Raw genomic sequence first — 23,739 nt, 5'->3', positions numbered from 1 at the left:
CCCGCCCGTGCGGGGCCGTTCCGATTTTCAACCCTCTCAGACAAGTGCGGCCGCCCGCGGGCGGACGCCATTTCAAGACCATGACTTCAAAGCTTTTGCGCGTCGCGTCGATCGGCGCGTTCGCGATGGCGCTCGGTGCGTGTACGACGCAATCGGGGCTCACTTATGACATTCGCGCGGTATCCGTGCCGGGCAAGCCGGACAACATCTTCCGCGTGAGTTGCGACGGGCTGCTCGGCAGCGCGAATGCATGTGCGCGCGCGGCCGAAGAGTTCTGCCGCGGGCAGGGCTTCACGCCGCTCGAGATGATCGACCGCGTGTACAGCCGCGCGCCGATGAAGGATCCGCGCGAAATCACGTTCATCTGCGGCAAGCCGCAGCCGGTCGCGCAGCCCGCGCCCGCGCCGGCGCCGCAGCAGCCGGCGCCGCAACCGGTTCAGCAGCGCCAGGTGCTGCTGCAGGGCGACGCGAATTTCGCGACCGACAGCGCGGCGCTGACCGCGCAGGCCCGCAACGATCTCGATCGCTTCATCGTGGCCAATCGCGGCGTGGAATTCGCGCGCGTGTCGATCACGGGCTTCACCGATTCGACCGGCGGCGCCGCGCATAACCGCGCGCTGTCGGAAGCGCGGGCGCGCACCGTCGTCGAGTATCTGCGCGCGAACGGGCTGCAGGCCCGTTCGTTCGTCGCGGAAGGCCTCGGCGCGGCCGATCCGGTTGCATCCAACGCGACCGCAGCCGGTCGCGCGCAGAACCGCCGCGTCGAGATCCGCCTGGACGTGAAATGACGCATTGACGTATCGCGCGGCGCCGGTTCGCCGGCGCCGCAGGGCCTTCGTCGGTCACGAGCCGATGGAGGAGCGGGGTGCGATCGACCGCCGCACCCCGCTGTCCCGGCAGGCATGCCAAGCCGCCCGCTCTCACCGAGCCGGCGGCTTTTTTCATTGGCGGCGCGCCGCGCGGCGGGCTGCTCCCGTTCGGCCTTGGCGGCCGGCCCCGGTTTCATGCGAAACTAGCGCCCAATTACGATCCAGAAAGAACGGCGCGCACGCGCCGTCGCCGGCCATCGGGCAGCCGTTCGGCCGCCCGCGACAGCGGTGAACACTCGGACGACTATGGGAAGCTATCAGATACGTGTGGTACTGGCCGACGACCACCCGGCATTGCTCGTCGGCGTTCAGCATGGGCTTTCGTCGGTGCCGACGATCCGGCTCACCGGCACGGCCGGCAATTCGACCGAGCTGATCGCGCTGCTCGATGCGAACGTATGCGACGTGCTGGTATCCGACTACGCGATGCCCGACAACGTGCACGGCGACGGCATCGCGCTGTTCTCCTACCTGCAACGCAACTATCCGGCCGTCAAGCTGGTCGTGCTCACCATGCTCGACAACGCGGCGGTGGTCGGCGCGCTCGTGCGGCTCGGCATCGCGTGCATCGTCAGCAAGTCGGATGCGATCGATCACCTGATTCCAGCCGTGCATGCGGCCGCCACGGGCGGCACCTATTATTCGCCGTCGGTCGAGAAAGTCGTGCGCACGCTGTCCGCGCATTCGGGCGCGCGGATCGTCGACCAGGCGCCGAGCCTGAGCAGCCGCGAGATCGAGGTCGTGCGGCTGTATGCGTCGGGGATGACCGTCAACGAGATCGCGGACAAGCTCAGCCGCAGCAAGAAGACGATCAGCACCCAGAAGGCGCGCGCGATGCAGAAGCTCGGCGTGGAAAAGGATATCGACCTGTTGCGCTACGCGATGGAGAACGGGATCGTCGCCGCGTCGGGCGGCGAGGGCAAGGCGGCGGAGCAGGTGGGAGAGGAGAAAGGGCGCGCCGAGCCCGACTGACCGGAGCGCCTCGCGCATCGGCAGAACCCGGCGCGCGATCATCCGAGCCATGGGCGTGGCCGGCCGTGCGCCGGAATGGTGGTCGTACCGTCAGCGCGGATGGTCGTCGAGGGCCGGCAGCGTCGTCGCGTAACCGTAATCGGACACGAGCCCGCACGAAATCGCGTAGCGGACCAGATCGACGTCGCGCTCGATCCCGAGTTTCTGCATCGCCGAACTCTTCTGCGTGCTGATCGTTTTCTTGCTGCGGCTTAACTGATCGGCGATCGCGTTGACCGACAGGCCCGACGCGAACAGGCGAATCACTTCCAGCTCGCGCGCGGACAACGCCGGCGCCTTGCCGCCCGTGTTGCCGGCGGCGCGCAGGATCCGGTCCATCGAAGGCGACAGATAGCGGCCGTTCGTATAGGCCGCGTGAATCGCCATCGTCAGGTGGCTCGTCATATCGGATTTGCTGACCACGCATGCGATGCCGAGTTCGATCAGCGCGCGCAGCGCCACCGCATTCTCCATCATCGTCATCACGACGATGCGCAGATTCGGATGTCGCTTCAGGATCGCGGTGAACATCGCGAGGCCGTCGCCGAATTCGGCGCCCGGCATCGCGTAGTCGGAGACGAGCACGTCGCATGGTTGGCTCGCGAGCGCTTCCATCAGTTCCGTCGAGTTGCCGGCGGTCGCGACCACCGCGAGCGTATTCGTCGCGGACAGTTCGTAACGTGCGCCGATGACGACCGCCGGATGGTCGTCGGCGATCACGATGCGAATGGGGAAATTTCCTGGCATGTCGGTGTACCTGCATGTTGCGGCGCGCAGTGGGCGCCGCGCGGTGGAGATCGGTGCGTACGGCTGCGCGTGCGGCGTGCAAGCCGGCGGCACGCGAAGCCGTTGCGCCGACGGCCGGTGGCGGCTCGTGCGGAACCGTCACCGGCCGTCGGCCGAACGAGCGGGGGATCGCTCCCCCGCTTCGGGTCGAGGCTCCGCGCGACGCGGAGCCGTCCGGTCAGAACTCGTAGCCGACCTGCGCACGCACGCCTGCGTCGCCCGTCGACGTGACGGACACGGCGCCGTTCATCAGCCACTTGCCGTCGCGCGTCCGGTAGGTCGCGCCTGCCGCGATCGCCGAGCCGCTCTTGTAGTTCGCGGCGCCGGCCGCGACGACGGTCTTGCCCGGCTGCGACGGCGTCAGGTTCGGCATCGCCATCGCCGCCGCGACACCGGCGTACGCGTTCTTCGCGACGTCGTTGATCATCCGGTTCGTTTCGCCGAAACGCTGATCCAGCTGACGCACGTTCACGGCGTCGGTCGGTGCGGTGCCGTCCGCGACGTTGGTGATCTGGCGTTCGTGACCGGCCGAGCCGACCGATACGCTGTTGTCGCGATCCGCCACGGAGCCCGCGCCGATCGCCACCGAACCGTTGCCGGTTGCTTTCGAGCCCTGGCCGATGGCCGTGCTGTCCGAACCCGATGCGACCGAGCCTTGGCCGATGGCCGAGCTGTTCGAACCGCTGGCCGCCGAACCCTGGCCGAACGCCGAGCCGTTGTCGCCCGACGCCACCGCGCCCTGGCCGACCGCCGTGCTGTTCTCGCCCGACGCAACCGAGCCGTCGCCGACCACGAGTGAGCCGTCGCCGCCCGTGCCGCGGCCGACGTTGTCGTTGCCGCCACCACCGCCGCCGCCCGAACCGCCACCGGTTTCGAGGTCACCGACCCGGCCGTCGAGTCGTGCGTATTCCTGCGCGAACCGCTCCTGGAGGTCGTGCAGTTGGCCGCCGTTCACGGCTTCCATGCTGCCCGCCGCGATCAGGCCCGGCGCGACGTTGAGCAGCTTCGTGCCGCTCGAACCGCCGAAAGTCACGCTGCCGAGCGAGATGTCGTCATACGTGACGGCTGCGATCTCCTTGCCCGTGTAGTCGATGAGGCCGGTTGCCCTCAACTGCGCGATCGTCACCGCATCGTCGTCGTTCACGCCGTTCGCGACGCCCGACAGCTTGCGTGCGCCGGCCGTGCCGATGAAGCTCACCGCCGCGCCGTCGGTGTTCGCGCCGACCGTGATGTTCGCGCCAGGGCCCGCCTGCTGGACGAGGCCGACCGTGCCGTTGCCGATCTGGTCGGCCAGCGACGCGACCGCGCCTTCGTTGACGGTGACGCGACCATCGAGGTTCGTCACCGCGTCGCCGACCGAGTGAACCGTGGTCGTGCCGCCGCTGCCGTCACCGACCGTGAAGCTCGGCGCGGAGATCGAGCCGTCGGCGTTCACGGTGGAACCGCCGCCGATGGCCGATGCGACGCTGTCCGACACGCCGTGCAGTTGCGAGCCGTTCACCGCGTCCTTGCTCGCTGCCGTGACCGCGCCTGCGTCGACGCCGGTCAGCTTGCGCGCGCCGGCCGTGCCGGTGAAGTCGACGGCCGCGCCATCGGTGTTCGCGCCAACCGTGATGTTTGCGCCCGCGCCGGCTTGCTGGACGAGGCCGACCGTACCGCTACCGATCTGGCTGGCCAGGTCGGCGATGTCGCCCGTGTTGCGTGCGATGTTGCCTTCGTTGGTGGTGACGCGACCGTCGAGGTTCGTGATCGCACCGCCGACCGACGTGACCGTGGTCGTGCCGCCGCTGCCGTCGCCGAGTGTGAAGCTCGGTGCCGAGATCGAACCGTCGGCGTTCACGGTCGAGCCGCCGCCGATGGCCGATGCCACGCTGCTCGACACGCCGTGCAGTTGCGAGCCGTTCACTGCGTCCTTGCTGGTGGCCGTGACCGCGCCTGCTTCGACGCCGGTCAGCTTGCGGGCGCCTGCCGTGCCGGTGAAGTCGACGGCCGCGCCGTCGGTGCTCGCGCCGACCGTGATGTTCGCGCCCGGGCCGGCCTGCTGGACGAGGCCGACCGTGCCGTTCGAGAGACCGTCGAGCCGGGTGTTGATCGTCGTGATGTTGCCGTCGAGTGCGCCGAGCGCACCGCCGACCGTCGTTTGCGTGCCGCCGTTGGCGAGCGTGTACCTCGGGCCGGTCACGGCACCCGTCGTGGGGTTGATGGTGGCGCCGCCGCCGAGTGCGGTCACGACGGGCTGAAGCTGGCTCACGTTCACAGCGTCGGTCGCTTGCGTACCGGCTGCGACGTTCGTAATCTGGCGTTCAAGTCCCGACGAACCGACGGACACGGAATTGTCGCGATCGGCAAGGGACCAAGTCCCGAGCGCAACCGAATTGTTGCCGCTTGCCAACGCACCGCGCCCCAGCACGGAGGTGTTCGCTCCGGTAGCCGCGGCCCCTACGCCAACCGCGACCGCGTTGTTGCCGGTTGCGCGCGAGAGCGTACCGATGGCTACCGCATTCGCCGCACTGGCCGTCGTATTGCCGCCGAGCGCGACAGCCGATTGGCCCGTGGCGCTTGCGTTCGCGCCGACGGCGGTCGCACTGTCACCGGCGCTGGCGGCCACGTCGGCCGCATACGTGCCGGTGCGAATGTCGACATACTTGTCGGCCGCCGTGATCGCGGCGTTCATCTGCTCCACGTTGACCGCATCCGTACCCGCCGTGCCGGCCGCGACGTTCGTGATCTGACGCTGTTGCGTGGCCGAGCCGACGGAAACGGTGTTGTCGCGATCCGCGACGGAATCCATGCCGAGCGCGACCGAGCGGTCCCCCTGCGCATTGGCACGGAAACCGATGCCGACCGCCCCCAGGCCGCTTGCGGCACCGCTCTGGCCGAGCACGGTCGCGTTGTCGCCCGTTGCCCGGGCGTTTCCGCCGATCGCGGTGGTATTGATCGCGCTGCCGGAGGCCGTATTGCCGATCGCCACGCTGTTGTTGTTCGTGGTCGCGGCCTGGCTGCCGATTGCAACCGAACCCGTGCCGGTGGCCGTGGCGTTCGGGCCCGTTGCGACCGAGCCCGCACCCGCCGCAGCACTGCTGTTCCCGATGGCCACGCCTGAACCGCCGCCCATTGCGCTCGCGTTGGCGCCTACGACCGTCGCGCCGGAGCCGGAATGGCGCGTGCTTGTCCCGATCACGATCGAGCCGGTGCCGCCGGCCGATGCGCTATTGCCGATCGCGATCGAACCCGTGGCGCCGGTTACGCCGGCGTCGGATACATTGGCGCGAGTACCGATTGCAATGGCGTTCGTCGGCGGGGCGGTGAGCGTCGATACCGTTGCGCCGTCGCCCACGGCCAGGTTGCTGTTGCCCACGACGCGCGACGATGCGCCGAGCGCCATCGAATGAAGCCCGTCCGCCGAGGTGCCCGAACCGATTGCCACGGAACTGGATCCGCTGGATGTCACCGACTGGCCCATCGCAACGGCGTTGGCACCCGTAGCGGCCGCCACGGGTCCGGTGCTATTGACCTTGATGTAGTCGTCGGTGAGCGTCGCCGTCGTGCCGATCGCATCCGTGCCGATCGTGCGCGAAGCCGTGACCTTGCACACGCCGGCCGCATCGAGCGAACCGCCTTTCCCGTCCTCGGTCGTGCACGCATCGGCCGCGAACGCGCCGCCGATCGATGCGCTGCCCAGCGCGAGGACTGCCACGGCCTGGCGTGCCGCGCGCGCCGAGCCCTTCGAGCGCGAGCGCGCCGTTTCGGCCACGGCCGTCCACGTGCCCGTCGCCGTGTTCCAGATGTTGCGATACGTCTTGTTCATTGACCCACTCCTTTCAGTTCGTCAGGTTGATGAGTCCATGGTATGGATCGGCCTCGTCCGAATCTGTCGTCCAAAACCTATTCGAGATGCGATGTTTGTAGGGCGTGTCCTACACGCGTGAACGCACGAACGGGCCGCCGCGACGGGTGGTCGTGAAAGGAGCCGAGAGGGAAGGAAAGACAGCCGCCGGACGGCGGCCGATCAGGCTTGCGGCGCTTGCGCCGCGCGCCGCCGGAGCGTGTCGCGCGCGAGGCGCTCGGTGCGGTCGACCAGCGGGTCGAGCGCGGCCGGATCGCCGGCCTGCACGGCATCCTGCATGTCGCGCACCGCGTCGGCCACCGCATGCTCGTGGATCGTCGCGAACGCGCCGCGCAGCGAATGCAGCTCCGCCCGCAGCGCGGGCACGTCGCCGCGCGCGAGTGCATCGCGAATCGCCGCGAGCGAACGCTCGAGCGTGTCGCCGAACAGTTCGTGCACGTCCGGCGGCAACGGGCCTTCGGCCAGATCGACCAGCGCGTTTTGCGCGGGCCGGCTTGCGGCCGCACCCTTCGCGAAGCGCCGCACGGTGCGGTCGATCATGTCGAGCAGCACCGGTTTCACCAGCACCGCGACGATCCCGGCTTCCGCGCAGCGCGCATGCTCGGCCGCGCTCGCATGCGCGGTGACCGCGACCACCGGCAGGCCCGGATACTGCGCGCGCAGCACGCGGGCCAGCGTATAGCCGTCCATGCCCGGCATGTTCAGGTCGGTCATCACGAGGTCGTAGCGCGTATCGGTACAGCACCGCAGCGCGGCCGCGCCTTCCTCGGCCGCGTCCGCCGCATAGCCGAGCGTGACGAGCTGCCCCTGCAGCAACTTGCGGTTCACCGGATGATCGTCGACCACCAGCACGCGCGCGGCGACGGCCGGCAACGCGGCATCGTCGGCGCGCGCCGCGTCCTGCGCGGCGATCTGCTCGCTCGTCGCCGCCCGCAGCGGCAGCGTGACGACGAACGTGCTGCCGTGGCCGGCTTCGCTCTTCACGTCGATCGCGCCGTGCATCATCTGCGCGAGCTGCTTCGTCAGCGCGAGCCCGAGGCCCGTGCCGCCATAGCGCCGCGTGATCGACGTATCGGCCTGCGTGAACGGGCGGAACAGCGTCGCGCGCTGTTCGTCGGTCATCCCGATGCCCGTGTCGCTGACGCCGATCGCGATCGGCGACGCGGGATCGGCGTCGTCGCGCAGGTACACCTCCAGCGTGATCTCGCCGTGGTTCGTGAACTTGATCGCGTTGCCGACGAGGTTCGCGGCGATCTGCCGGATGCGCGTCGGATCGCCGAGATAGCGCGGCGCCAGCGCATCGTCGACGAACACGTCGAATTGCAGCCCCTTCGCGGCGGCCAGCGGCTCGAACATCGCGCCGGTCTGCCGGATGGTGTCGGCGAGATCGAACGGAATCGCCTCGATCGTCATCTGGCCGGCCTCGATCTTCGACAGGTCGAGGATGTCGTTGATCAGGTCGAGCAGCACCGACGACGCGCCCTCGACCGTATGCAGCCGCTCGCGCTGCGTGTCCGCCAGCGGCTCGCGGCCGATCAGTTCGAGATTGCCGAGGATCGCGTTCAGCGGCGTGCGGATCTCGTGGCTCATCGTCGCGAGGAACGTGGATTTCGCGCTGTTCGCCGCGTCGGCCGCCTGCCGCGCGTGGTCGAGCGCGCGTTCGACGTTCTTCTGCGACGTGATGTCGGAGAAGTTGCACAGCACGACGTCGGCGTCGCGATAGCGTGTGCGCACGAGGTTGACGAGCAGATCGACCGCGTTGCCGTCGGCGGTGGGCAGCGACACATGCAGGCCGGACTGCCACGCGTCGGTATCGGCCGAGCGGTCGAAGCGCGCGAGCAGCCGCGCCGGCAGCGACGGACCGCCCGCGCGGCGCGCGTCGTAGTCGCGCATCGTGTCGTTCTGCAGCAGCACCGCGCCGTCCGCGAGCGACAGCAGCGCGATGCCGGACGGCGCGGCCTCGACGATCGTGCGGTTCAGGTTCTCGCTGTCGATCACGCGGCGGCGGCGCGCTTCGTCCGGCTTCAGCACGCGGCGGTCGAACCGCACCAGCAGCCACCAGACGAGCGCGATCGCGGCGAGCATGATCGCCGCGTAGCCGCCCGCGCGCACGCCGATCGCCGCGAGCAGCGAGCGCAGCGAGAACGCCTGCACGAGCGTCCAGCCGGTGTCGGGGATCGGCTGGCTCAGCGCGAACAGGCCGTCGCCGTAAGCGGCGCGCGTGCCGTTGCCGTTCGCCGGGCGCGTGCGGGCCGCGAGACGCTGGAGTGCCGCGACCGTCGCCGCGTCGTGCTCGGCGGCGCCGACGCGCAGCAGCGTGTCGCCGTGCGCATTCGCGATGATGGCCGCGTTGGTCGGGACGTCGGTCGTGAGCCGCGCGCGCAGCACGTCCACAGGCAGCGTCGAGACGAGCACTTCGAGCGGCACGCCGTTGTCGTACGCGGCGCCGACGATTCGGAACACGTCGCGGCGCTGCACGGGGTCGTAGGCCGGCGCATGCCACACGAACCGGCGCGGCGCGGGCGTATCGAGATCGGCGGCGACCTGGGCCAGCAGCGCCGACGCGGGAGCGGGCGCCGGTTCGGCCGGGGCCGTGCCCGGTTCCGGGCTCGGGATCACCATCGCGAAGCGGCGGTCGGGGCTGTACGCGTACCCGGCCACGGGCCGGCCGGCGTCCTGCTTCGCGACGTACGCGCCGACCCGGTAGCTCATGTCGCTCGCCATCGCGAGATAGCGCGCATAGGACGCGGCCGGCCGCTCGGGCGACAGGTCGGCGAGCACGAGCATCGACGGGAATCGCGGGTTGTCGCGCAGTTCGAGCCGCCCGTTTCCGGCGGCCAGCGCGGCGACGGCGGCCGGATCGGCCGCGCGCGTGTGCCACACGCTTTCGTCGTGGGTGGTGAGCATGTCCATGCCCGTCGTGCGCAGCTTGAATTCGAACTGGACGAGAAAATGCCGCACGCCGAACCCCGTATAGCGCTCCTGGATCGCTTCCCTCGCCATCGTGTACAGCATCAGCCCGCTGGCGAGCAGGATCGCGACGGTCACGGCGGCGCCGCCGGCATACAGCAGCGCGCGCTGGCGGCGGCCGGCCGGCGTGGGATCGGCGGACGGGCCGGCGGCGAGGCGGGATCGATCGGGTGCGGCGCGGTGGTCCATCGGGGCGGGGCGGTCGGCCAAGGTGCCCCCATGATAATGGAGTCCGATCGGTACGCAACGCTGCCCGTCAGGGTTGCGCGGCGCGCGTGCCGTCGGCCCGGCGCGGGTCCGGCCCGGGCGGATCGTCCGGCTCGCACGTGACGAGCCGGTATCCGAAGCCGTACATCGTCATCATCCGCACGCCGTGCCGCCCGTCGAGTTCGAGCCGGTCGCGCAGATACGCGACGTGCGTGTCGAGCCGCCGGCTTTGCGACGCGACGAGCGAGCCCCACACGAGCTGGCTCACGTGCGCGCGATCGAGCGCACGGCCCATGTTCAGGAAGAACGCGGTCGCGATCTGGAAGTGCTTCTCGGTCAGCACGTGCTCGCGGCCGGCGACGGTCACGCTGCGCGCGGCCGTATCGAACTCGAACTGTCCGATCCGCCAGTGGCGATGATGGATCGCACGGTGATGGGACCAGCGCAGCCACGTCGCGATGCTGCCGATCAGCGCGTCGGGCGACGCGGCGTAAGGCAGATGCTCGTTCGCACCCGCCACGAAACACGCCGATTGCGCGAGATCCGCATCGCGCTGGCTGATCGACATGATCGCCACGGTGTCGGCGAAACGCGCGCGCAGCGCGCGGATCGCGTCCGTCGTGCGGCGGCAGGCCGTTTCGCATTGCACGATGAAGAGATCGAACGCGCGCGTGTCGCAGGCCGCGAGCAGATCGGTCAGATATTCGAAGCGCAACGGCCGGTAGCCGGCGCGGCGCAGGATGTCGTCGATGCGCAGCCGATCGTAGCCATGGCCCGCGCGGCGCAGCCGGTCGTCGAACATGCCGCGGCTCGGATGATCGATCGTTAGGATCGCGATCGCGGTCGAAGGGGCGTCGGTCACGGTGCGAGCGGGCGAAGCCGGTGCGGCGCGGTGGCGGCGTGCGTTCGCGACCGGAGGGAAAGAAGCGGGATCATGGCCGGAAGGCTCCGGGCAGGGAGTGGCGTGATGCCGTCCAAAAAAAGTCCCGCCGGAGAAGGCGGGAAAAGTATCGACTATGGAGCCTGATCTCCTGGAGACGGAGAACAAGCAGGCCGATTGTGGTCGTTTCGGAGTCTGAAGAAAATCAGTCCAGTCCGAAACTGCGCGTCGCTGCCACGGAAAGCGCATGTTTGGGACCGGTCTGACAGGAAACATAACGGCATTCGGACCACAGGCCATGCGGAGTTGCCGACAATGGAGCGCATCGCGTGCGGCGTCGCGACCGCTTCTCCGCGTTCGCCGCATCGCGCGGGCCGTGCGCCGCGCTGCGCGCCATCCGTCATCCGTTGCCGAATCCTCGTTGCCCATGAAACCTTCCGTCCGACTCGTCGCGCTGCTGGCGTGGCTCGCGCTCAGCCTGGCCGGCACCGCGTTCGTCGTGTCGCGCGCGGTCGCCGACGCGTACAACCGCTTCTTCCAGGATTCGAGCATCACGATCCGTCTGCTCGCGCAGAAGGCCGCGCAGCACGAGGCGATCCTCGCGACGCTCGGCGCGTCGTCGCTGGCCGCGCCGCCGGCGCACATGCTCGACAGCCTGCGCGAGCGGATGCCGCAGGTCGACGGGCTCGCGTACTGGCGCGCCGGCGCGGGCTGGCAAACCGACGGCGGACCGGCGCCGGCCGAGCCGCCGCGGCCGACGCCCGGCAAACCGTTCGCGATGGTGTTCGACGGCGCCGCCGCGTACTGGCTCGTGGCGAATTCCGGCTGGGCCGTGCGTGTCGATCCGCGCCAGATGATTCCGGCGGGCGACTGGTCGTCGGCGATTTCGTCGGCGGCGCTGGCGGTGCGCGATCGCCGTATCGACTTGCTGTCGCGTGCTTCCGGCAGCCCACTGCCCGGCTGGACGGTGCCTCTGGAGAAGCGCTTGCCCGCGCAGCCGCAGGCATTCGTGCTGCACACCACGCGCACGCTGACGGCCGCCGATCTGCCGTGGCTGCCGATCGCGTTGTGGAACGCGGTGGCCGCGCTGCTCGTCGCGGGTGCGCTCGTCGCGTGGCGGCTGCGCGAGGCGCGGCGCCGCGAGGATGCCCGCGCGCGGCTCGACCGCTTCGGCCGGCTCGATACCTTCGGCGAAATGGCCGCGGGCCTCGCGCACGAGCTGAACCAGCCGCTCGCGGCGATCGTCAGCCACGTGCGTGCGGCCGAACGCCTGCTCGATCAACCCGACGAGCGCGACAGCGTGCGGCGAGCGCTGCAGACGAGCGTCGCGCAGGCGAAGCGCGCGGCCGCGATCCTGGAACGCATGCGCGAAGCGGTCGCCACCGCGCATGGCGGCGAGCGCCGCGCGCTCGATCCCGACGCGATCATGCACACGCTGCTGTTCCTGTACCGCGACGAATGCGCGCGCGAGCACGTCGCGCTCGGCTGGCACAACGCGGCGCCGCGCGAGCGGCCGTTCGCCGAGCCGATCGCGGTCGAGCAGATCCTGCACAACCTGATCCGGAACGCGCGCGATGCGCTGGCCGGTACCGGGGCCGGCACGTCGCGCGGCGAGATCCGCGTGAGCGGCGCGCGCGTCGGCCGGCATTACCGCTTCAGCGTCGTCGACAACGGCCCCGGCGTGCCGGAAGACGCGCTGCCGCGCCTGTTCGAACCGTTCTTCACGACGCGTGCGCGCGGGCTCGGCCTCGGGCTGCCGCTGTGCGACACGCTCGCGCAGCGCCAGGACGGCGCGCTGACGGTGCGCAACCTGCCGTCGGGAGGTGTCGAGGCCGTGCTGTCGTTGCCGCTGGCAGAGGAGGCCGCATGAATGGCTCGCCTTATTCGGCGCCCGCCGCAGCGGCCGTCGCGATCGTCGACGACGACGAAGCCGTGCGCGACGGGCTTGCGTTGCTGCTGCGCACGGTGGGCGTGCCGACGCGCTGCTATCCGGACGCGCCGGCGTTTCTTGCCGATGCCGACGACCCGGCGCTCGGCTGCGTGCTGCTCGACATCCGGATGCCGGGGATGAGCGGCCTCGACGCACTCGACGCACTGCGTGCGCGACGCGACCTGCCGGTGATCGTGATGACGGGCCACGGCAACGTCGATGCGTGCCGGCGCGCGTTCAAGCGCGGCGCGCTCGATTTCCTGCGCAAGCCGGTGGACGACGACGAGCTGATCGATACGGTTCAGCAAGCGCTGCGCCGGCAGGCGGCACAACGCGGGCAGGACGATGCGGGCCAGACGCGCGCGGCCCGTATCGCGACGCTGAGCGCGCGCGAACGGGAAGTGCTCGACGGCATCGTGCGCGGCTGGAGCAACAAGGAGATCGCGCGCGTGCTCGGGCTGTCGCCGCGCACCGTCGAGACCTATCGCGCGAACGTGTTCGACAAGCTGCGGGCCGCGTCGCTCGTCGAACTCGTGCGCGATTACGCGGCGCTCGCGGGCTCGGCGCTTCCATCGCATCGCATGGCGCCTCCGTAGCGCTACGGAGGCGCAACCCGTAGCCGAACGGGTTCAACGATCGCGGCGCGATTCCTACGATGGGGGCTTCTCCGACCAGTCATCCATCGTCAAGGATTCGATTCATCATGATCAAGCGCTTTGCCGTGCCTTCCACGCTGGCCCTGCTGTTCTCGGGCGCCGCTTTTGCCGATACCGTCGCCGCGCCGGAAACGAAGAAGACCGCCGAACCGGGCGACGCCGGCTACTACGCGACGGGCCGCGTCATCGGCGCGTTCGACAACGCGGTGAACATGGAGCTGACGAGCCCGCGCGTCACGAGCCGCGTCGGCGGCCCGGAGACGGGCTCGAACGTCACCGGCTCGCTCGGCCTCGGCTACCAGTTCGGCAACGGCTGGCGCGCGGAAGGCGAATACGTGTTCAAGCGCACCAACAACTTCACCAGCTACTGGGCGCCGTTCGACGCGAACGCGAACGAATTCCACGTGTCGGCGCAGCGCCTGATGCTGAACGGCTACAAGGACTTCGATCTCGGCCGCGGCTTCTCCGTGTACGGCACGCTCGGCATCGGCGTCGCGATCGTGTCGGCCGACGGCTGGCAGACCAACGACACGCGCCGCTTCGCGTCGAAGACGCAGACCAATCTCGCGTATTCGGCTGGCGCGGGCGTGAGCTATGCGATCAACAAGCGCTTCTCGATCGACCTCGGGTATCGCTATGTCGACATGGGCAACGTCGAGACCGGCTTCAACACGTTCGCGAACCGCGTCAACGCGCGCGACGAACAACTGAAGTCGAAGCTGTCGTCGAACGAGGTGTTCATCGGCTTGCGCGGCCGGTTCTAAGTGCCGTCCGCCGGGCCGGCCGCGGATCGGTAGGACCAGGCCGACTACGGTCCGGATCGAAGGTAACGCAGTCCGATTTACCGAAACCGGCGCGACGGCGATACTCGGGGTCATTCGTTCAACTACGGGAGCACGGATTGCCGCGGCGGATGTCGCGCAATGCGTCGTCGACATCATGAGCATGCAGGACATCACCGGCCATTACGCGATTCCGCTCGCGCATCCGTTCTCGGATGTGCCGCCGCCGTACGGCCGGCGGCGCCGGCCGTTCGTGGCGAGCCGGCGGCCGAAACCGAACGTGTTCGACCTGAAGGGCACGCGCCGCGCGGCGATGCCCGCGGCCGGGCAAGCCGATATGGTTGTGCACGCAACGAAGTCGCGCAAAGCCGAGAAGGCGGTGCGTGCGGAGGATTTCGGCTCGGATAACCGGGCATGGGTCCGGCCGCACCCGCTGCGCCGCCACTGGCGGCTCACGCTGATGGCGTGCGCGCTGTTCGGCGCGACGTGCGTTTTCGCGACGCATTTCGTCGATGAACGTCAGCACGCGGCGGAGCATGGCGCCGTCTATTCGGCGGCGATCCTGGTGGCGCCGACGGCGGCCGTTGCCGCGACGCAGGTGGCGCAGGCGACCGGCAGGGCGGCCGAAGTGGCGATCGTGCCGGCCGATCGTGCGACGGCCGCGGACGGCGAGGTTGCCCGTCCGGCGGCTGTCGCGGTGGAAGCTGCGGAAGCGGCATCCGCGGCATCGCGTGCGCTGCATGCCGGCCGCGCGCCGTCGGGCGATGCGCCGGTGGCCGTGGCGATGGCGATCGCATCGGATGCCGTCGTGGCGCAAGCCGCGGCGCCGGATGCCGAACCCGCATCGCCGGTCACCTCGAAGCCGGTTGCCGCCGCCGCGCGTTCGGCGGCGAAGCCTGCCGCCATGTCGCGTGGCAAAAAGGCGCCGGACGCGGCGTCGAACGCGCCGGCGGCCCCGCCATCTCGTGGTGCGGCAACGCATGCGCAACGGGCCGCACACGCGGCAGGCGAGCCGGCGGGCACTCCCGCATCGAGTTCGGCCGAGGCCGTCGGCATGACCGCCGCCGAATTCGCGCAATGGCTTGCCACGACGCGTGACGTGTCGCGGCCGGCAGCGGGCGACACCGATCTCACGGTCGCGTTGCCGAGTCACACGCGGCTGATCGGGCGCTGACGGCGCACGTCGCGCGCGGGCACGGCGCGCGTCGTCTTGGGGGCAGACCATTCCGGCGACGCCATGGTTCGGCGTCGCTTTCCTGGTTTCCATATTTCGATTATTATCGAACAATGGAAACGAACCAGACCATTGCCGCCCTTGCGGCGCTCGCGCATGAATCCCGGCTTGCCGTCTTTCGCGCGCTCGTGCAGGCGGGGCCGCAAGGCATGCCGGCCGGCCGGATCGCGACGCTGCTCGACGTGCCGCCATCGTCGCTGTCCTTTCACCTGAAGGAACTCGCGCATGCGCAGCTCGTCACCAGCCGCCAGGAAGGCCGCTTCGTCTTCTACTGCGCGAACTTCGACACGATGAACGGGCTGCTGGGCTATCTCACGGAGAACTGTTGCGGCGGGAATCCGTGTTCGCCGGTTTCCGTCTGTTCGCCGTCGGCAAAGAGCAACCGCAACCGGCAATCCTGAAGCGCATTCGCGTGCCCCGCCCATGACCACGAACGTCCTGATCCTTTGTACCCACAACTCGGCACGCAGCGTGCTGGCCGAGGGCATGCTCAATCACTGGGCCGCGAAGCTCGGCAAGGATGTGCGTGCCTACAGCGCCGGCAGCGCGCCGAGCGGTCGCCTCAATCCGTTCGCGCTGGAAGCGCTGACGAACGCCGGCGTCGACGTGGCCGGATACCGCAGCAAGAGCTGGGACGAGTTCGTTGGCGACGGCGTGCCGGAAATGCGCGTCGTCATCACCGTGTGCGACGGCGCGGCGGCGGAAACCTGTCCGTACTGGCCCGGCAGCCCGGTCAAAGTCCATTGGGGTTACGCCGATCCGTCGAATGCGACGGGCGGTGACGAAGGCAAGCGCCGCGCGTTCGAACTCACGCGTCAGGCGATCGGCTATCGCATGCTGCAGTTGCTCGCGCTGCCGCTGGACCGCATGAGCCATGCCGAACTCCAGACGGCGTTGACCGCGATCTCGCAAACCTGATCATTTGCGCGGCGGTCTGCCGAAACGCGCGAGCGCCAACGACTTCGAGGCTGAACCTGTCCGATGAACACATCCAACGTCGCCCCGCCGGGCAAGGCTGTCGCAAAGCCTTCCATCAACTTCTTCGAACGCTACCTGACGATCTGGGTCGCGCTGTGCATCGTCGCCGGCATCGCGCTCGGCCAGGTGCTGCCCGACCTGTTCCAGCGGATCGGCCGGATGGCGTACGCGCAGGTCAATCTCCCGGTCGGGCTGCTGATCTGGGTGATGATCGTCCCGATGCTGGTCAAGGTCGACTTCGGCGCGCTGCACGAGGTGCGTCGGCATGTGAGAGGCATCGGCGTCACGCTCGTCGTGAACTGGCTCGTCAAGCCGTTCTCGATGGCGTTTCTCGGCTGGCTGTTCATCCGCCATCTGTTCGCGCCGATGCTGCCGGCCGACCAGCTCGACAGCTACATCGCGGGCCTGATCCTGCTGGCCGCGGCGCCGTGCACGGCGATGGTGTTCGTATGGAGCCGGCTGACGGGCGGCGACCCGCTGTTCACGCTGTCGCAAGTCGCGCTGAACGACAGCATCATGGTGATCGCGTTCGCGCCGCTGGTCGGCCTGCTGCTGGGGATGTCGGCCATCACGGTGCCGTGGGCGACGCTGCTCACGTCGGTCGTGCTCTACATCGTGATTCCGGTGATCTTCGCGCAGCTGTGGCGCAAGATGCTGCTCGCGAAGGGGCAGGCGGCGTTCGACGCCGCCATGGCGAAGGCCGGCCCGTGGTCGATCGCCGCGCTGCTGGCCACGCTCGTGCTGCTGTTCGCGTTTCAGGGCGAAGCGATCCTGCGGCAGCCGCTCGTGATCGCGCTGCTCGCGGTGCCGATCCTGCTTCAGGTGTTCTTCAATTCGGCGCTCGCGTACTGGCTCAATCGCGCGGTGGGCGAGAAGCACAGCGTGGCCTGCCCGTCGGCGCTGATCGGCGCATCCAACTTTTTCGAGCTGGCGGTCGCGGCCGCGATCAGCCTGTTCGGTTTTCATTCCGGCGCGGCGCTGGCTACCGTCGTCGGCGTGCTGATCGAGGTGCCGACGATGCTGCTGGTCGTGCGTATCGTCAACCGGTCGAAGGGCTGGTACGAGTGCCGGGCCCGAGATCACGAGAGAACCGCCCCATGACCGACTCCCTGAAAGACCTGCCGCAACTCGACGCCACGCTGTTTCACGTGCCGGACGTCGCGCACCTGCGGCCCGCGGCGCCGTCGACCCATTCGCCGAGGTTCCTGCTTCTGTACGGGTCGCTGCGCGAGCGTTCGTTCAGCCGCTTGCTGGTCGAGGAAGCTGCGCGCCTGCTCACCGCGATGGGCGCCGAGGTGCGCATGTTCAATCCGAGCGGATTGCCGCTGCCGGACGATGCGCCGGAGAGCCACCCGAAAGTGGTCGAGCTGCGCGAGCACGTGATGTGGTCCGAAGGCATGGTGTGGTGCTCGCCGGAACGGCACGGCGCGATGACCGGCATCATGAAAGCGCAGATCGACTGGATTCCGCTGTCGACGGGCGCCGTGCGGCCGACGCAGGGCAAGACGCTCGCGGTGATGCAGGTGAGCGGCGGCTCGCAGTCGTTCAACGCGGTGAACCAGATGCGCGTGCTCGGGCGCTGGATGCGCATGCTGACCATCCCGAACCAGTCGTCGGTGGCCAAGGCGTTCATGGAATTCGACGAAGCGGGGCGGATGAAGCCGTCCGCGTATTTCGATCGCGTGGTGGACGTGATGGAGGAACTGGTGAAGTTCACGCTGCTCACGCGCGACGTCGGCCCCTATCTGGTCGACCGGTACAGCGAGCGCAAGGAAAGCGCGGAGGAACTGTCGAAGCGCGTCAATCAAGCGCGTATCTAGGGTCTGTTGACATACGGAACGCGACGCCCCGAATACTCGACGTATCGCCAAGGCGCACAACGCGGCGAGCGGGCATTCGCATGTGCATTCCGCATGTAAATGTAAACAGATTGCCATTGAATGGACACCCGGGCGCATCGCGCGCATTCCGGCGCGGCGCGTCGGATTTGCGCGAGTGTGCTGGATTCGGGGAATGTCACGGCAAACCGGGAGTGGAACCATGGTGTTTCTTCGTCAAGCGACCGAATCCGATCTGACCGCGATCGACGCGCTGCTTCGTGCCAGCGGTTTGCCGACTGCGGGCGTTGCCGTACATCTGCCGCATTTCGTCGTTGCCGACGCGGCGTCCGGCATCGTGGGGTGTGGTGGAATCGAGTTCCACGGACGCCATGCGCTCATTCGTTCGATCGCTGTCGTCGAACACGCGCGTCGCGCCGGCGTCGGGCGGATGCTGGTGGCTCGCCTGCTCGCGGAATGCCGCGCGCGTGCCGTCCAGTCGGTCGCGCTGCTGACCACGACGGCGGAAGACTACTTCGTCACGCAAGGCTTCGTCCGTATCGCCCGCGAGGCGGTGCCCGCGCCGTTGCTGGCGTCCAGCCAGTTTCAGGGCGTCTGTCCGGGGTCGGCCGTCGCGATGCTGATGATCTGCGACGCAAAAATCGGACGTGGCTGATTTCCTTCCCGGTTCATATTCCCGACAATTCAGGTTCTGCGGCCCGGCACACCCCCGTGTGCCGGATCATGGAGATATCTCCTCTTCGCGGCTGGTCTTCCCGACTGGCCGCTTTTTTATTCCTGTTCGTTACCGGAGAGTACGATCGATGCAGCTCGACCGTCTGATCCCTGAAATCCTGTTCGGCTTCACCGGCCTGATCGGCATCATCAATCCGGTCGGTATGGCATTCGTGTTTCTCGAGCGCACGCAATCGCTGACCGAAGCCGAGCGCGCGATTCTGTCGAAGCGGCTCGCGACGAACGTCTTCGCCACGCTGCTCGTGATTTTCTTCGCCGGCGCGCCGGTGCTGAATTTCTTCGGAATATCGATGGAGGCGCTGCGGATCGGTGGCGGCTTCGCGGTGGCCGTGGCCGGCTGGTCGATGCTGAACGCGCCGGACGTACCGGCCGGCGGCGACGCCGCCGCGCACGGCGATGACCTGCACAAGCTGATGTCGCGCGCGTTCTTTCCGCTGACCGTGCCGCTGACGATCGGCCCGGGCTCGATCGCGGCCGGCATCGCACTGCACGCGAACCGCGCGCATACGGCGAGCGACTATCTGTTGTCGGGGGTCGTATCGGCGGCGGTCGCGGCGCTCGTCGCGTTCGCGATCTGGCAGATCTACAGCCGCGCGACGACGCTCGCGCGCTATCTCGGCAGCGAAGGGACGAAGGTCGCGATGCGCGTCTCCGCATTCCTGCTGCTGTGCGTGGGCGTGCAGATCATGCTGACGGGAGTGGCCGCGTTCGTGCAGACGCTGGGCGGGTAGGCGCGATGAAGGGGCGTCGTCGTGGCCTGCTTTCGAGGCCGGCGGCAATGTCGGCTACGTGTCGTTTCGATGCACATCCGCGCGCCCGCGCGGTGCCGCATCGGTTTCCCCATGCGACGGGAGCGTGGCGCCGCAATGCGGGCAACAGGATATGTCGCCCTTGCCGGCCCGCTTGTGCTCCAGCGCCGACGCGACCAGCTCCGCGCCCATGATCCCGGTCGGGAACGCGATGATCCCGTAGCCGAGCAGAATCGCGCACGACGTGATCAACCGGCCGAGCGGCGTGACGGGCGTCAGGTCGCCGTATCCGGTCGTGCTCATCGTCACGGCCGCCCAGTAGACGCCCACCGGAATGCTCGTGATCCCGTGCTCCGGCCCTTCCACGAGAAAGATCACGGTGCCGAGAATCACGACGAGCACGAACATCCCGCCGATGAACACGAAGATCTTGCGCCGCGCACGCGTGAGCGCGCGGATCAACATCTGCCCTTCCTCGAGATAGATCGACAGCCCGAGGATGCGGAACACGCGCAGCAGCCGCAGCAGCCGCACGTCGATCAGCGCGTGCAGGCCCGGGAAGAAGAACGCGAGGTAGGTCGGCAGCACCGACACGAGATCGACGATGCCGAAGAAGCTGCGCGCATACGCGGCCGGCTTCTTCGCGGTGCAGAGGCGCAGCAGGTACTCGGCGGAAAACAGCAGCGTGAACGCCCATTCGGCCGCGTAGAGCGCGTGGCCGTATTGCTGGTGCAACTCCTGCACGCTGTCGGCCATCACGACGAGCACGCTCGCGACGATCAGCGCGAGCACGGCGATGTCGAGCTTGCGCAGGAACGAAGGGCGGCGCGCGACGTGCGCGACCGCATCGCGCGCCGTATCGAAGGCGGACTGGATCAGCGAAATCATGGGCCCGAGTGTACGGGCCGTGTATCGCCCGGCCTATCGGACAGGTCTGATTCCTGCGTTGCGGGCTACTGCGCGAAGCGCTGCGTAATGGTGTCCTTCAACCGGGCGGGGGTCAGTTCGCCCATGTGCGATTCCACGAGTTCGCCTTTCGCGTCGAAGAACAACGTGGTCGGCAGCCCGCGCGAGCCATACGCATGCATTGCGTGCAGCGAAGGATCGAGCAGCACGTGATCGAAGCGCAGGTGCTGCTGTTCGAGGAAAGCGCGCACCGCTTGCGCGCTTTCTCCCTGGTTGAGCATCAGCACCGTGATGCCCGGATGGTCGCGCTGCGCCTGTGCGAGGATCGGCATCTCGCGGCGGCACGGCGCGCACCACGTCGCCCACAGGTTCACGACGACCGGCTTGCCGACGAAGCCCGCCGGCAACACGGGCGTCGAATCGAGCGCCTGGAGCGGCATCGCGGCAAGCGGCGGCGCGCCGCGCTGCAACGTCGCGAGCGTGCCTTGCGCGATACCCCACGCACCGAGGCCCGCGACGATGCCGGCCAGCACCGGCCGACGCAGCGCGGGCAGGCGGCGCAGGCGCCAGCCGGCGAACACCAGCGCGGCCGCGATACCGATGCGCGCGTCGAAGCCGCCGTCGCCGAGCGCGACGATCGCGCGCGGCGTCGCCGCATAGTCCGGCCACCATTGCGCGACGTAACCGACCCGAGCGGCGATCAGCCCGAGCAGCAGCACGTCGAGGATCAGGCTCGACGCGCTCTTGTGATGCCCGTCCGGCGGACGGCGCTGGATGAAGCGCGCGACGAGCCACGCCAGCAGCGCGGCGACGGCTACCGCGACGACGCGGATCGAGAAGGGACCGATGCTCAGCATGAGGCAGGAAGAATGATGGACGTGATCGAGCGGGGCGGAAAGGCGGATGGCCGCCGCGGCGATCGAGCCGTCGGCGGTCGTGCGGCGTTTCGACCGGTTGCCGCGGATGGGGTTCCTTTCCGGAACGTAACGGCGTGTTGCGGAAAGCGACAGGCGCCAGGCGGGGTAGCCCGGGATTGCATGCCGTTCACGCCGGCGTGCAGCGAATCAGACGGGGCCGATGGTCAGCAGCGTGCCGTTCATCAACAATATGCTTGCCGGTCTGGTGTGGTGTCCGCCGGTATCCCGCACAGGGATCTCTCCTTGACGGCCGCTCCGCTCGCGAGCGGCCGCTTTTTTTAGCGTCGTGCGTGCACGCGTGAATGCCTTGTGGCGGTCGGTGGGCGCGGCCGCACTCCGGTGTATATCGGCTGGTTTAACGGAATAGGAACGCTGCCAGATGCGAGCACAGGGCATTCACGCGTTCGCGACATGACGCCCGTCTCGGCTGCCCCGGCGCATCCGCGGGCGGCTGTCGATCGCTTGCTCACTGGCCGTCGCCGCCGACATGCGTGCCGTAAAGCGCGGCGACGAAGTCGACAAACGCACGCACCTTCGGCGGCACGTGCCGGGATTTCGGATACAGCGCGTAGTAGCGGCGCTTCGCCAGCGTATGGCCGGGCAGGATCGGGACGAGCCGCCCGTGCGCGATGTCGTTGCTTACCGTGTGGTGCGTGAAGGCGCCGATGCCGAGGCCGCCGAGCGCGGCCGCATGCAACGCGGTGATCGCATCGATGCGCAGCGGGCCGTCGAGCCGCACCGTGACCGGTGCGCCGCTCGGCGGTGTGACGCGCCAACTGATCCGGTCGTCGCCGCCGCTGTAGGCGAGCAGATCGTGTTTCGCCAGTTCAGCGGGTGTGCGCGGCAGGCCGCGGCGCGCGACATAGTCCGGCGCCGCGACGAGAATTTCGTCGGAGATCGCCAGGGTTTTCGCGACGAGATCGGAGTCCGGCAGTTCGCCGCTGATGCGCAGCGCGACGTCGAACCCTTCGCCGATCAGATTGACGAAGCGGTCGCTGCACGACACGTCGAGGCGAATGTCGGGGTAGGCGGTGCGGAACGCGGGCAGCCATGCCGGCATTTCCAGCGTGCCGACCGACAGCGGCATGCTGACGCGCAATACGCCCGACGGCTGGCCGGGCGTATCGGTCACGCTCTCCGCCGCTGCCGCGACGCGCTCGAGAATCTCGACGCATGCGTCGTAATAGCGCTCGCCGGCGGGTGTCAGCGAGAAATGGCGCGTGTTGCGGTTGACGAGCTGCACGCCCAGGCCGGCTTCGAGCAGTTTCAACTGGCGCGATACGGTCGAATGGGTCGTGTCGAGGCGATCGGCCGCGGCCGAGAATCCTTTTGCTTCGACGAGGCTCCGATAGACGCGCATCGCGAGCAGTTGATCCATGTCGGGCTCCGGTTCGCGGAAGAAGCGGTGATCGGGCCGCCGCACCCGCTTCGACGGGTGCGGTGCGGCGAACGATCAGCGCAGCGGCAGGGCGAGGATGTCGGCCGTCGTCTTCACGTCGCCGAACGTATCCTCGATCTCGGCGAGCGCGGCGCGGTGCAGCGTGTCCTTGTCGATCGACTGGCCGTTCGCGCGTGCGATGGCGCGCGTCGCAGAGGCGTCCGATGCTACCACGACGCCGTAGCCGAGCGGCGCGGCATCCCGGGCGGCGCCGGCGACGCATGCGTGCGTCATCAGGCCCGCGATCACCAGCGTCTTGATACCGTCCGCCTTCAGGCGCTTGTCGATATCGGTGCTCGCGAACACGCTGACCGTTTCCTTCCGCACGACCACGTCCTGCGCGCGCGGCTTCATTTCCGGAATGAACTCGACGGTCTTGCCGCCGAGTGCGAACAACGCCGAGCCTGCCGGCGCGACGTGCTGGACCTGGTAGACGCGCATGCCGTTGCGGTCCGCGAAGTCGATCAGGCGCTTCGCGTTGGCCATCGCCTGTTGGACGTCGGCGATCGGCATCCTGCCGTTCAGGTATTCGTTCTGGAAATCGATGACGACGAGCGCGGTCGTCTTCGGGTCGAGATGGTCGATCGGTTGCGCGCCGGCCATCGCGCGAATCGTCGGCGTGGCGGGCAGGCTGGATGCGGCTTCGGCGGTCGGCAGCATGGTGGCGGCCGACGCGAGGACGGCGTAGCGGGCGAGGTTGCGGATCGAGAATGCAAACATGACGGGGCTCCTGTGGAAATGTCGAGTGCCTCGAACTATAGGGACGTCGCCGCGAATACGCGCCACCGCCGGGAAAACATCACCTGTGCGGACGGCGAACGAATCGCGCGGGACCGCGGCCTGGCGATGCGTTGTGCGAACGGCTGGCCGTTGTCTGTCCGTCGGTGCGTCATGCAAGGATAAAAAACGGGCGCGCATCGATCACTCGGTCCCGGCTGATTCAGGCGGGAATTCCCGTGAGGCGGGTCTTATCGAACGCAGGAGACACGCGCAAGCGAAAGGCGGC

The 23,739-nt window shown here is 68.6% G+C and carries 20 protein-coding genes; 12 read left to right on the top strand and 8 right to left on the bottom strand.

The window, feature by feature from the left end; genetic code table 11:
• Nucleotides 1-80 precede the first annotated feature (80 nt).
• Together C5F75_RS29990 and C5F75_RS29985 are read left to right on the top strand one after the other, a co-directional pair.
• Nucleotides 81-788: an OmpA family protein gene (locus C5F75_RS29990; RefSeq protein ID WP_059576328.1), complete on the top strand. Its 708-nt coding sequence runs from the start codon at nt 81-83 to the stop codon at nt 786-788.
• Nucleotides 789-1,115: 327 nt separating this feature from the next.
• Nucleotides 1,116-1,841 carry a response regulator transcription factor gene (locus tag C5F75_RS29985; RefSeq protein ID WP_059576325.1) on the top strand — a complete coding sequence of 242 codons (726 nt, stop codon included), beginning with the start codon at nt 1,116-1,118 and terminating at the stop codon, nt 1,839-1,841.
• Nucleotides 1,842-1,931: 90 nt separating this feature from the next.
• Here the strand turns inward: C5F75_RS29985 and C5F75_RS29980 are convergent, their stop codons facing one another.
• From C5F75_RS29980 to C5F75_RS29965, 4 genes are all read right to left on the bottom strand, one after another.
• The gene (locus tag C5F75_RS29980; protein WP_059576322.1) at nt 1,932-2,627 is read right to left on the bottom strand and encodes a response regulator transcription factor; all 696 of its coding nucleotides are present in this window, start codon (nt 2,625-2,627) and stop codon (nt 1,932-1,934) included.
• 217 nt (nt 2,628-2,844) lie between these two features.
• Entirely contained in the window at nt 2,845-6,474 is a 3,630-nt protein-coding gene (locus C5F75_RS29975; RefSeq protein WP_059576319.1) for a YadA family autotransporter adhesin, read from the bottom strand.
• A 201-nt stretch (nt 6,475-6,675) separates the two neighbouring features.
• A complete protein-coding gene (locus C5F75_RS29970) occupies nt 6,676-9,672 on the bottom strand; it encodes a sensor histidine kinase (protein ID WP_060010386.1) in 2,997 nt (998 codons plus the stop codon).
• 67 nt (nt 9,673-9,739) lie between these two features.
• Nucleotides 9,740-10,552 carry a response regulator transcription factor gene (locus C5F75_RS29965; protein WP_059576313.1) on the bottom strand — a complete coding sequence of 271 codons (813 nt, stop codon included), beginning with the start codon at nt 10,550-10,552 and terminating at the stop codon, nt 9,740-9,742.
• A 445-nt stretch (nt 10,553-10,997) separates the two neighbouring features.
• Here C5F75_RS29965 and C5F75_RS29960 point away from each other — a divergent pair, with 445 nt between their 5' ends.
• From C5F75_RS29960 to C5F75_RS29915, 10 genes are all read left to right on the top strand, one after another.
• Entirely contained in the window at nt 10,998-12,440 is a 1,443-nt protein-coding gene (locus C5F75_RS29960) for a sensor histidine kinase (RefSeq protein WP_104013176.1), read from the top strand.
• Complete coding sequence (locus tag C5F75_RS29955; RefSeq protein WP_060010379.1) at nt 12,437-13,096, top strand: response regulator transcription factor; 660 nt, start codon at nt 12,437-12,439, stop codon at nt 13,094-13,096. The genes C5F75_RS29960 and C5F75_RS29955 overlap by 4 nt, the downstream gene beginning before the upstream one ends.
• Before the next feature lie 107 nt (nt 13,097-13,203).
• A complete protein-coding gene (locus tag C5F75_RS29950) occupies nt 13,204-13,920 on the top strand; it encodes an outer membrane protein (protein WP_099316993.1) in 717 nt (238 codons plus the stop codon).
• 181 nt (nt 13,921-14,101) lie between these two features.
• Complete coding sequence (locus C5F75_RS29945) at nt 14,102-15,112, top strand: serine protease (RefSeq protein WP_258048617.1); 1,011 nt, start codon at nt 14,102-14,104, stop codon at nt 15,110-15,112.
• Between the two features lie 113 nt (nt 15,113-15,225).
• Nucleotides 15,226-15,573: an ArsR/SmtB family transcription factor gene (locus C5F75_RS29940; RefSeq protein WP_059576298.1), complete on the top strand. Its 348-nt coding sequence runs from the start codon at nt 15,226-15,228 to the stop codon at nt 15,571-15,573.
• Between the two features lie 22 nt (nt 15,574-15,595).
• Nucleotides 15,596-16,090 carry an arsenate reductase ArsC gene (locus C5F75_RS29935; RefSeq protein WP_104013174.1) on the top strand — a complete coding sequence of 165 codons (495 nt, stop codon included), beginning with the start codon at nt 15,596-15,598 and terminating at the stop codon, nt 16,088-16,090.
• A gap of 63 nt (nt 16,091-16,153) precedes the next feature.
• Nucleotides 16,154-17,251: an ACR3 family arsenite efflux transporter gene (gene arsB, locus C5F75_RS29930; RefSeq protein ID WP_104013173.1), complete on the top strand. Its 1,098-nt coding sequence runs from the start codon at nt 16,154-16,156 to the stop codon at nt 17,249-17,251.
• Nucleotides 17,248-17,970, top strand: a complete 723-nt coding sequence (gene arsH, locus C5F75_RS29925; RefSeq protein WP_104013172.1) for an arsenical resistance protein ArsH — start codon at nt 17,248-17,250, stop codon at nt 17,968-17,970. The genes arsB and arsH overlap by 4 nt, the downstream gene beginning before the upstream one ends.
• Before the next feature lie 220 nt (nt 17,971-18,190).
• On the top strand, nt 18,191-18,643 hold the full coding sequence (gene arsN2, locus C5F75_RS29920) for an arsenic resistance N-acetyltransferase ArsN2 (RefSeq protein WP_230951141.1): 453 nt from the start codon (nt 18,191-18,193) through the stop codon (nt 18,641-18,643).
• A gap of 148 nt (nt 18,644-18,791) precedes the next feature.
• Complete coding sequence (locus C5F75_RS29915) at nt 18,792-19,454, top strand: MarC family protein (protein ID WP_059576287.1); 663 nt, start codon at nt 18,792-18,794, stop codon at nt 19,452-19,454.
• A 54-nt stretch (nt 19,455-19,508) separates the two neighbouring features.
• Here the strand turns inward: C5F75_RS29915 and C5F75_RS29910 are convergent, their stop codons facing one another.
• The 4 genes from C5F75_RS29910 to C5F75_RS29895 form a co-directional block, all read right to left on the bottom strand.
• Nucleotides 19,509-20,360 carry an ion transporter gene (locus C5F75_RS29910; RefSeq protein ID WP_099316999.1) on the bottom strand — a complete coding sequence of 284 codons (852 nt, stop codon included), beginning with the start codon at nt 20,358-20,360 and terminating at the stop codon, nt 19,509-19,511.
• Nucleotides 20,361-20,425: 65 nt separating this feature from the next.
• The gene (locus C5F75_RS29905) at nt 20,426-21,235 is read right to left on the bottom strand and encodes a TlpA family protein disulfide reductase (protein ID WP_099317000.1); all 810 of its coding nucleotides are present in this window, start codon (nt 21,233-21,235) and stop codon (nt 20,426-20,428) included.
• Between the two features lie 526 nt (nt 21,236-21,761).
• The gene (locus tag C5F75_RS29900; RefSeq protein WP_104013181.1) at nt 21,762-22,673 is read right to left on the bottom strand and encodes a LysR family transcriptional regulator; all 912 of its coding nucleotides are present in this window, start codon (nt 22,671-22,673) and stop codon (nt 21,762-21,764) included.
• A 75-nt stretch (nt 22,674-22,748) separates the two neighbouring features.
• Nucleotides 22,749-23,651, bottom strand: a complete 903-nt coding sequence (locus C5F75_RS29895) for a cysteine hydrolase family protein (protein ID WP_456151271.1) — start codon at nt 23,649-23,651, stop codon at nt 22,749-22,751.
• Between the last annotated feature and the right edge of the window lie 88 nt (nt 23,652-23,739).

This window comes from Burkholderia anthinoferrum (genome assembly GCF_002925705.1).
GTDB lineage: Bacteria > Pseudomonadota > Gammaproteobacteria > Burkholderiales > Burkholderiaceae > Burkholderia > Burkholderia semiarida.
This window is presented reverse-complemented; position numbering and strand designations above follow the sequence as displayed.

Excerpts from the sequence above, each read along its gene's own strand:
- arsH (WP_104013172.1), top strand. The coding sequence starts at position 17,248 with ATGACCGACTCCCTGAAAGACCTGCCGCAACTCGACGCCACGCTGTTT.
- C5F75_RS29960 (WP_104013176.1), top strand. The coding sequence starts at position 10,998 with ATGAAACCTTCCGTCCGACTCGTCGCGCTGCTGGCGTGGCTCGCGCTC.
- arsN2 (WP_230951141.1), top strand. The coding sequence starts at position 18,191 with ATGGTGTTTCTTCGTCAAGCGACCGAATCCGATCTGACCGCGATCGAC.
- arsB (WP_104013173.1), top strand. The coding sequence starts at position 16,154 with ATGAACACATCCAACGTCGCCCCGCCGGGCAAGGCTGTCGCAAAGCCT.
- C5F75_RS29990 (WP_059576328.1), top strand. The coding sequence starts at position 81 with ATGACTTCAAAGCTTTTGCGCGTCGCGTCGATCGGCGCGTTCGCGATG.
- C5F75_RS29900 (WP_104013181.1), bottom strand. The coding sequence starts at position 22,673 with ATGGATCAACTGCTCGCGATGCGCGTCTATCGGAGCCTCGTCGAAGCA.
- C5F75_RS29985 (WP_059576325.1), top strand. The coding sequence starts at position 1,116 with ATGGGAAGCTATCAGATACGTGTGGTACTGGCCGACGACCACCCGGCA.
- C5F75_RS29950 (WP_099316993.1), top strand. The coding sequence starts at position 13,204 with ATGATCAAGCGCTTTGCCGTGCCTTCCACGCTGGCCCTGCTGTTCTCG.
- C5F75_RS29905 (WP_099317000.1), bottom strand. The coding sequence starts at position 21,235 with ATGCTGAGCATCGGTCCCTTCTCGATCCGCGTCGTCGCGGTAGCCGTC.
- C5F75_RS29935 (WP_104013174.1), top strand. The coding sequence starts at position 15,596 with ATGACCACGAACGTCCTGATCCTTTGTACCCACAACTCGGCACGCAGC.
- C5F75_RS29940 (WP_059576298.1), top strand. The coding sequence starts at position 15,226 with ATGGAAACGAACCAGACCATTGCCGCCCTTGCGGCGCTCGCGCATGAA.
- C5F75_RS29955 (WP_060010379.1), top strand. The coding sequence starts at position 12,437 with ATGAATGGCTCGCCTTATTCGGCGCCCGCCGCAGCGGCCGTCGCGATC.
- C5F75_RS29895 (WP_456151271.1), bottom strand. The coding sequence starts at position 23,651 with ATGCGCGCCCGTTTTTTATCCTTGCATGACGCACCGACGGACAGACAA.
- C5F75_RS29910 (WP_099316999.1), bottom strand. The coding sequence starts at position 20,360 with ATGATTTCGCTGATCCAGTCCGCCTTCGATACGGCGCGCGATGCGGTC.
- C5F75_RS29975 (WP_059576319.1), bottom strand. The coding sequence starts at position 6,474 with ATGAACAAGACGTATCGCAACATCTGGAACACGGCGACGGGCACGTGG.
- C5F75_RS29945 (WP_258048617.1), top strand. The coding sequence starts at position 14,102 with ATGCAGGACATCACCGGCCATTACGCGATTCCGCTCGCGCATCCGTTC.
- C5F75_RS29980 (WP_059576322.1), bottom strand. The coding sequence starts at position 2,627 with ATGCCAGGAAATTTCCCCATTCGCATCGTGATCGCCGACGACCATCCG.
- C5F75_RS29970 (WP_060010386.1), bottom strand. The coding sequence starts at position 9,672 with ATGGACCACCGCGCCGCACCCGATCGATCCCGCCTCGCCGCCGGCCCG.
- C5F75_RS29915 (WP_059576287.1), top strand. The coding sequence starts at position 18,792 with ATGCAGCTCGACCGTCTGATCCCTGAAATCCTGTTCGGCTTCACCGGC.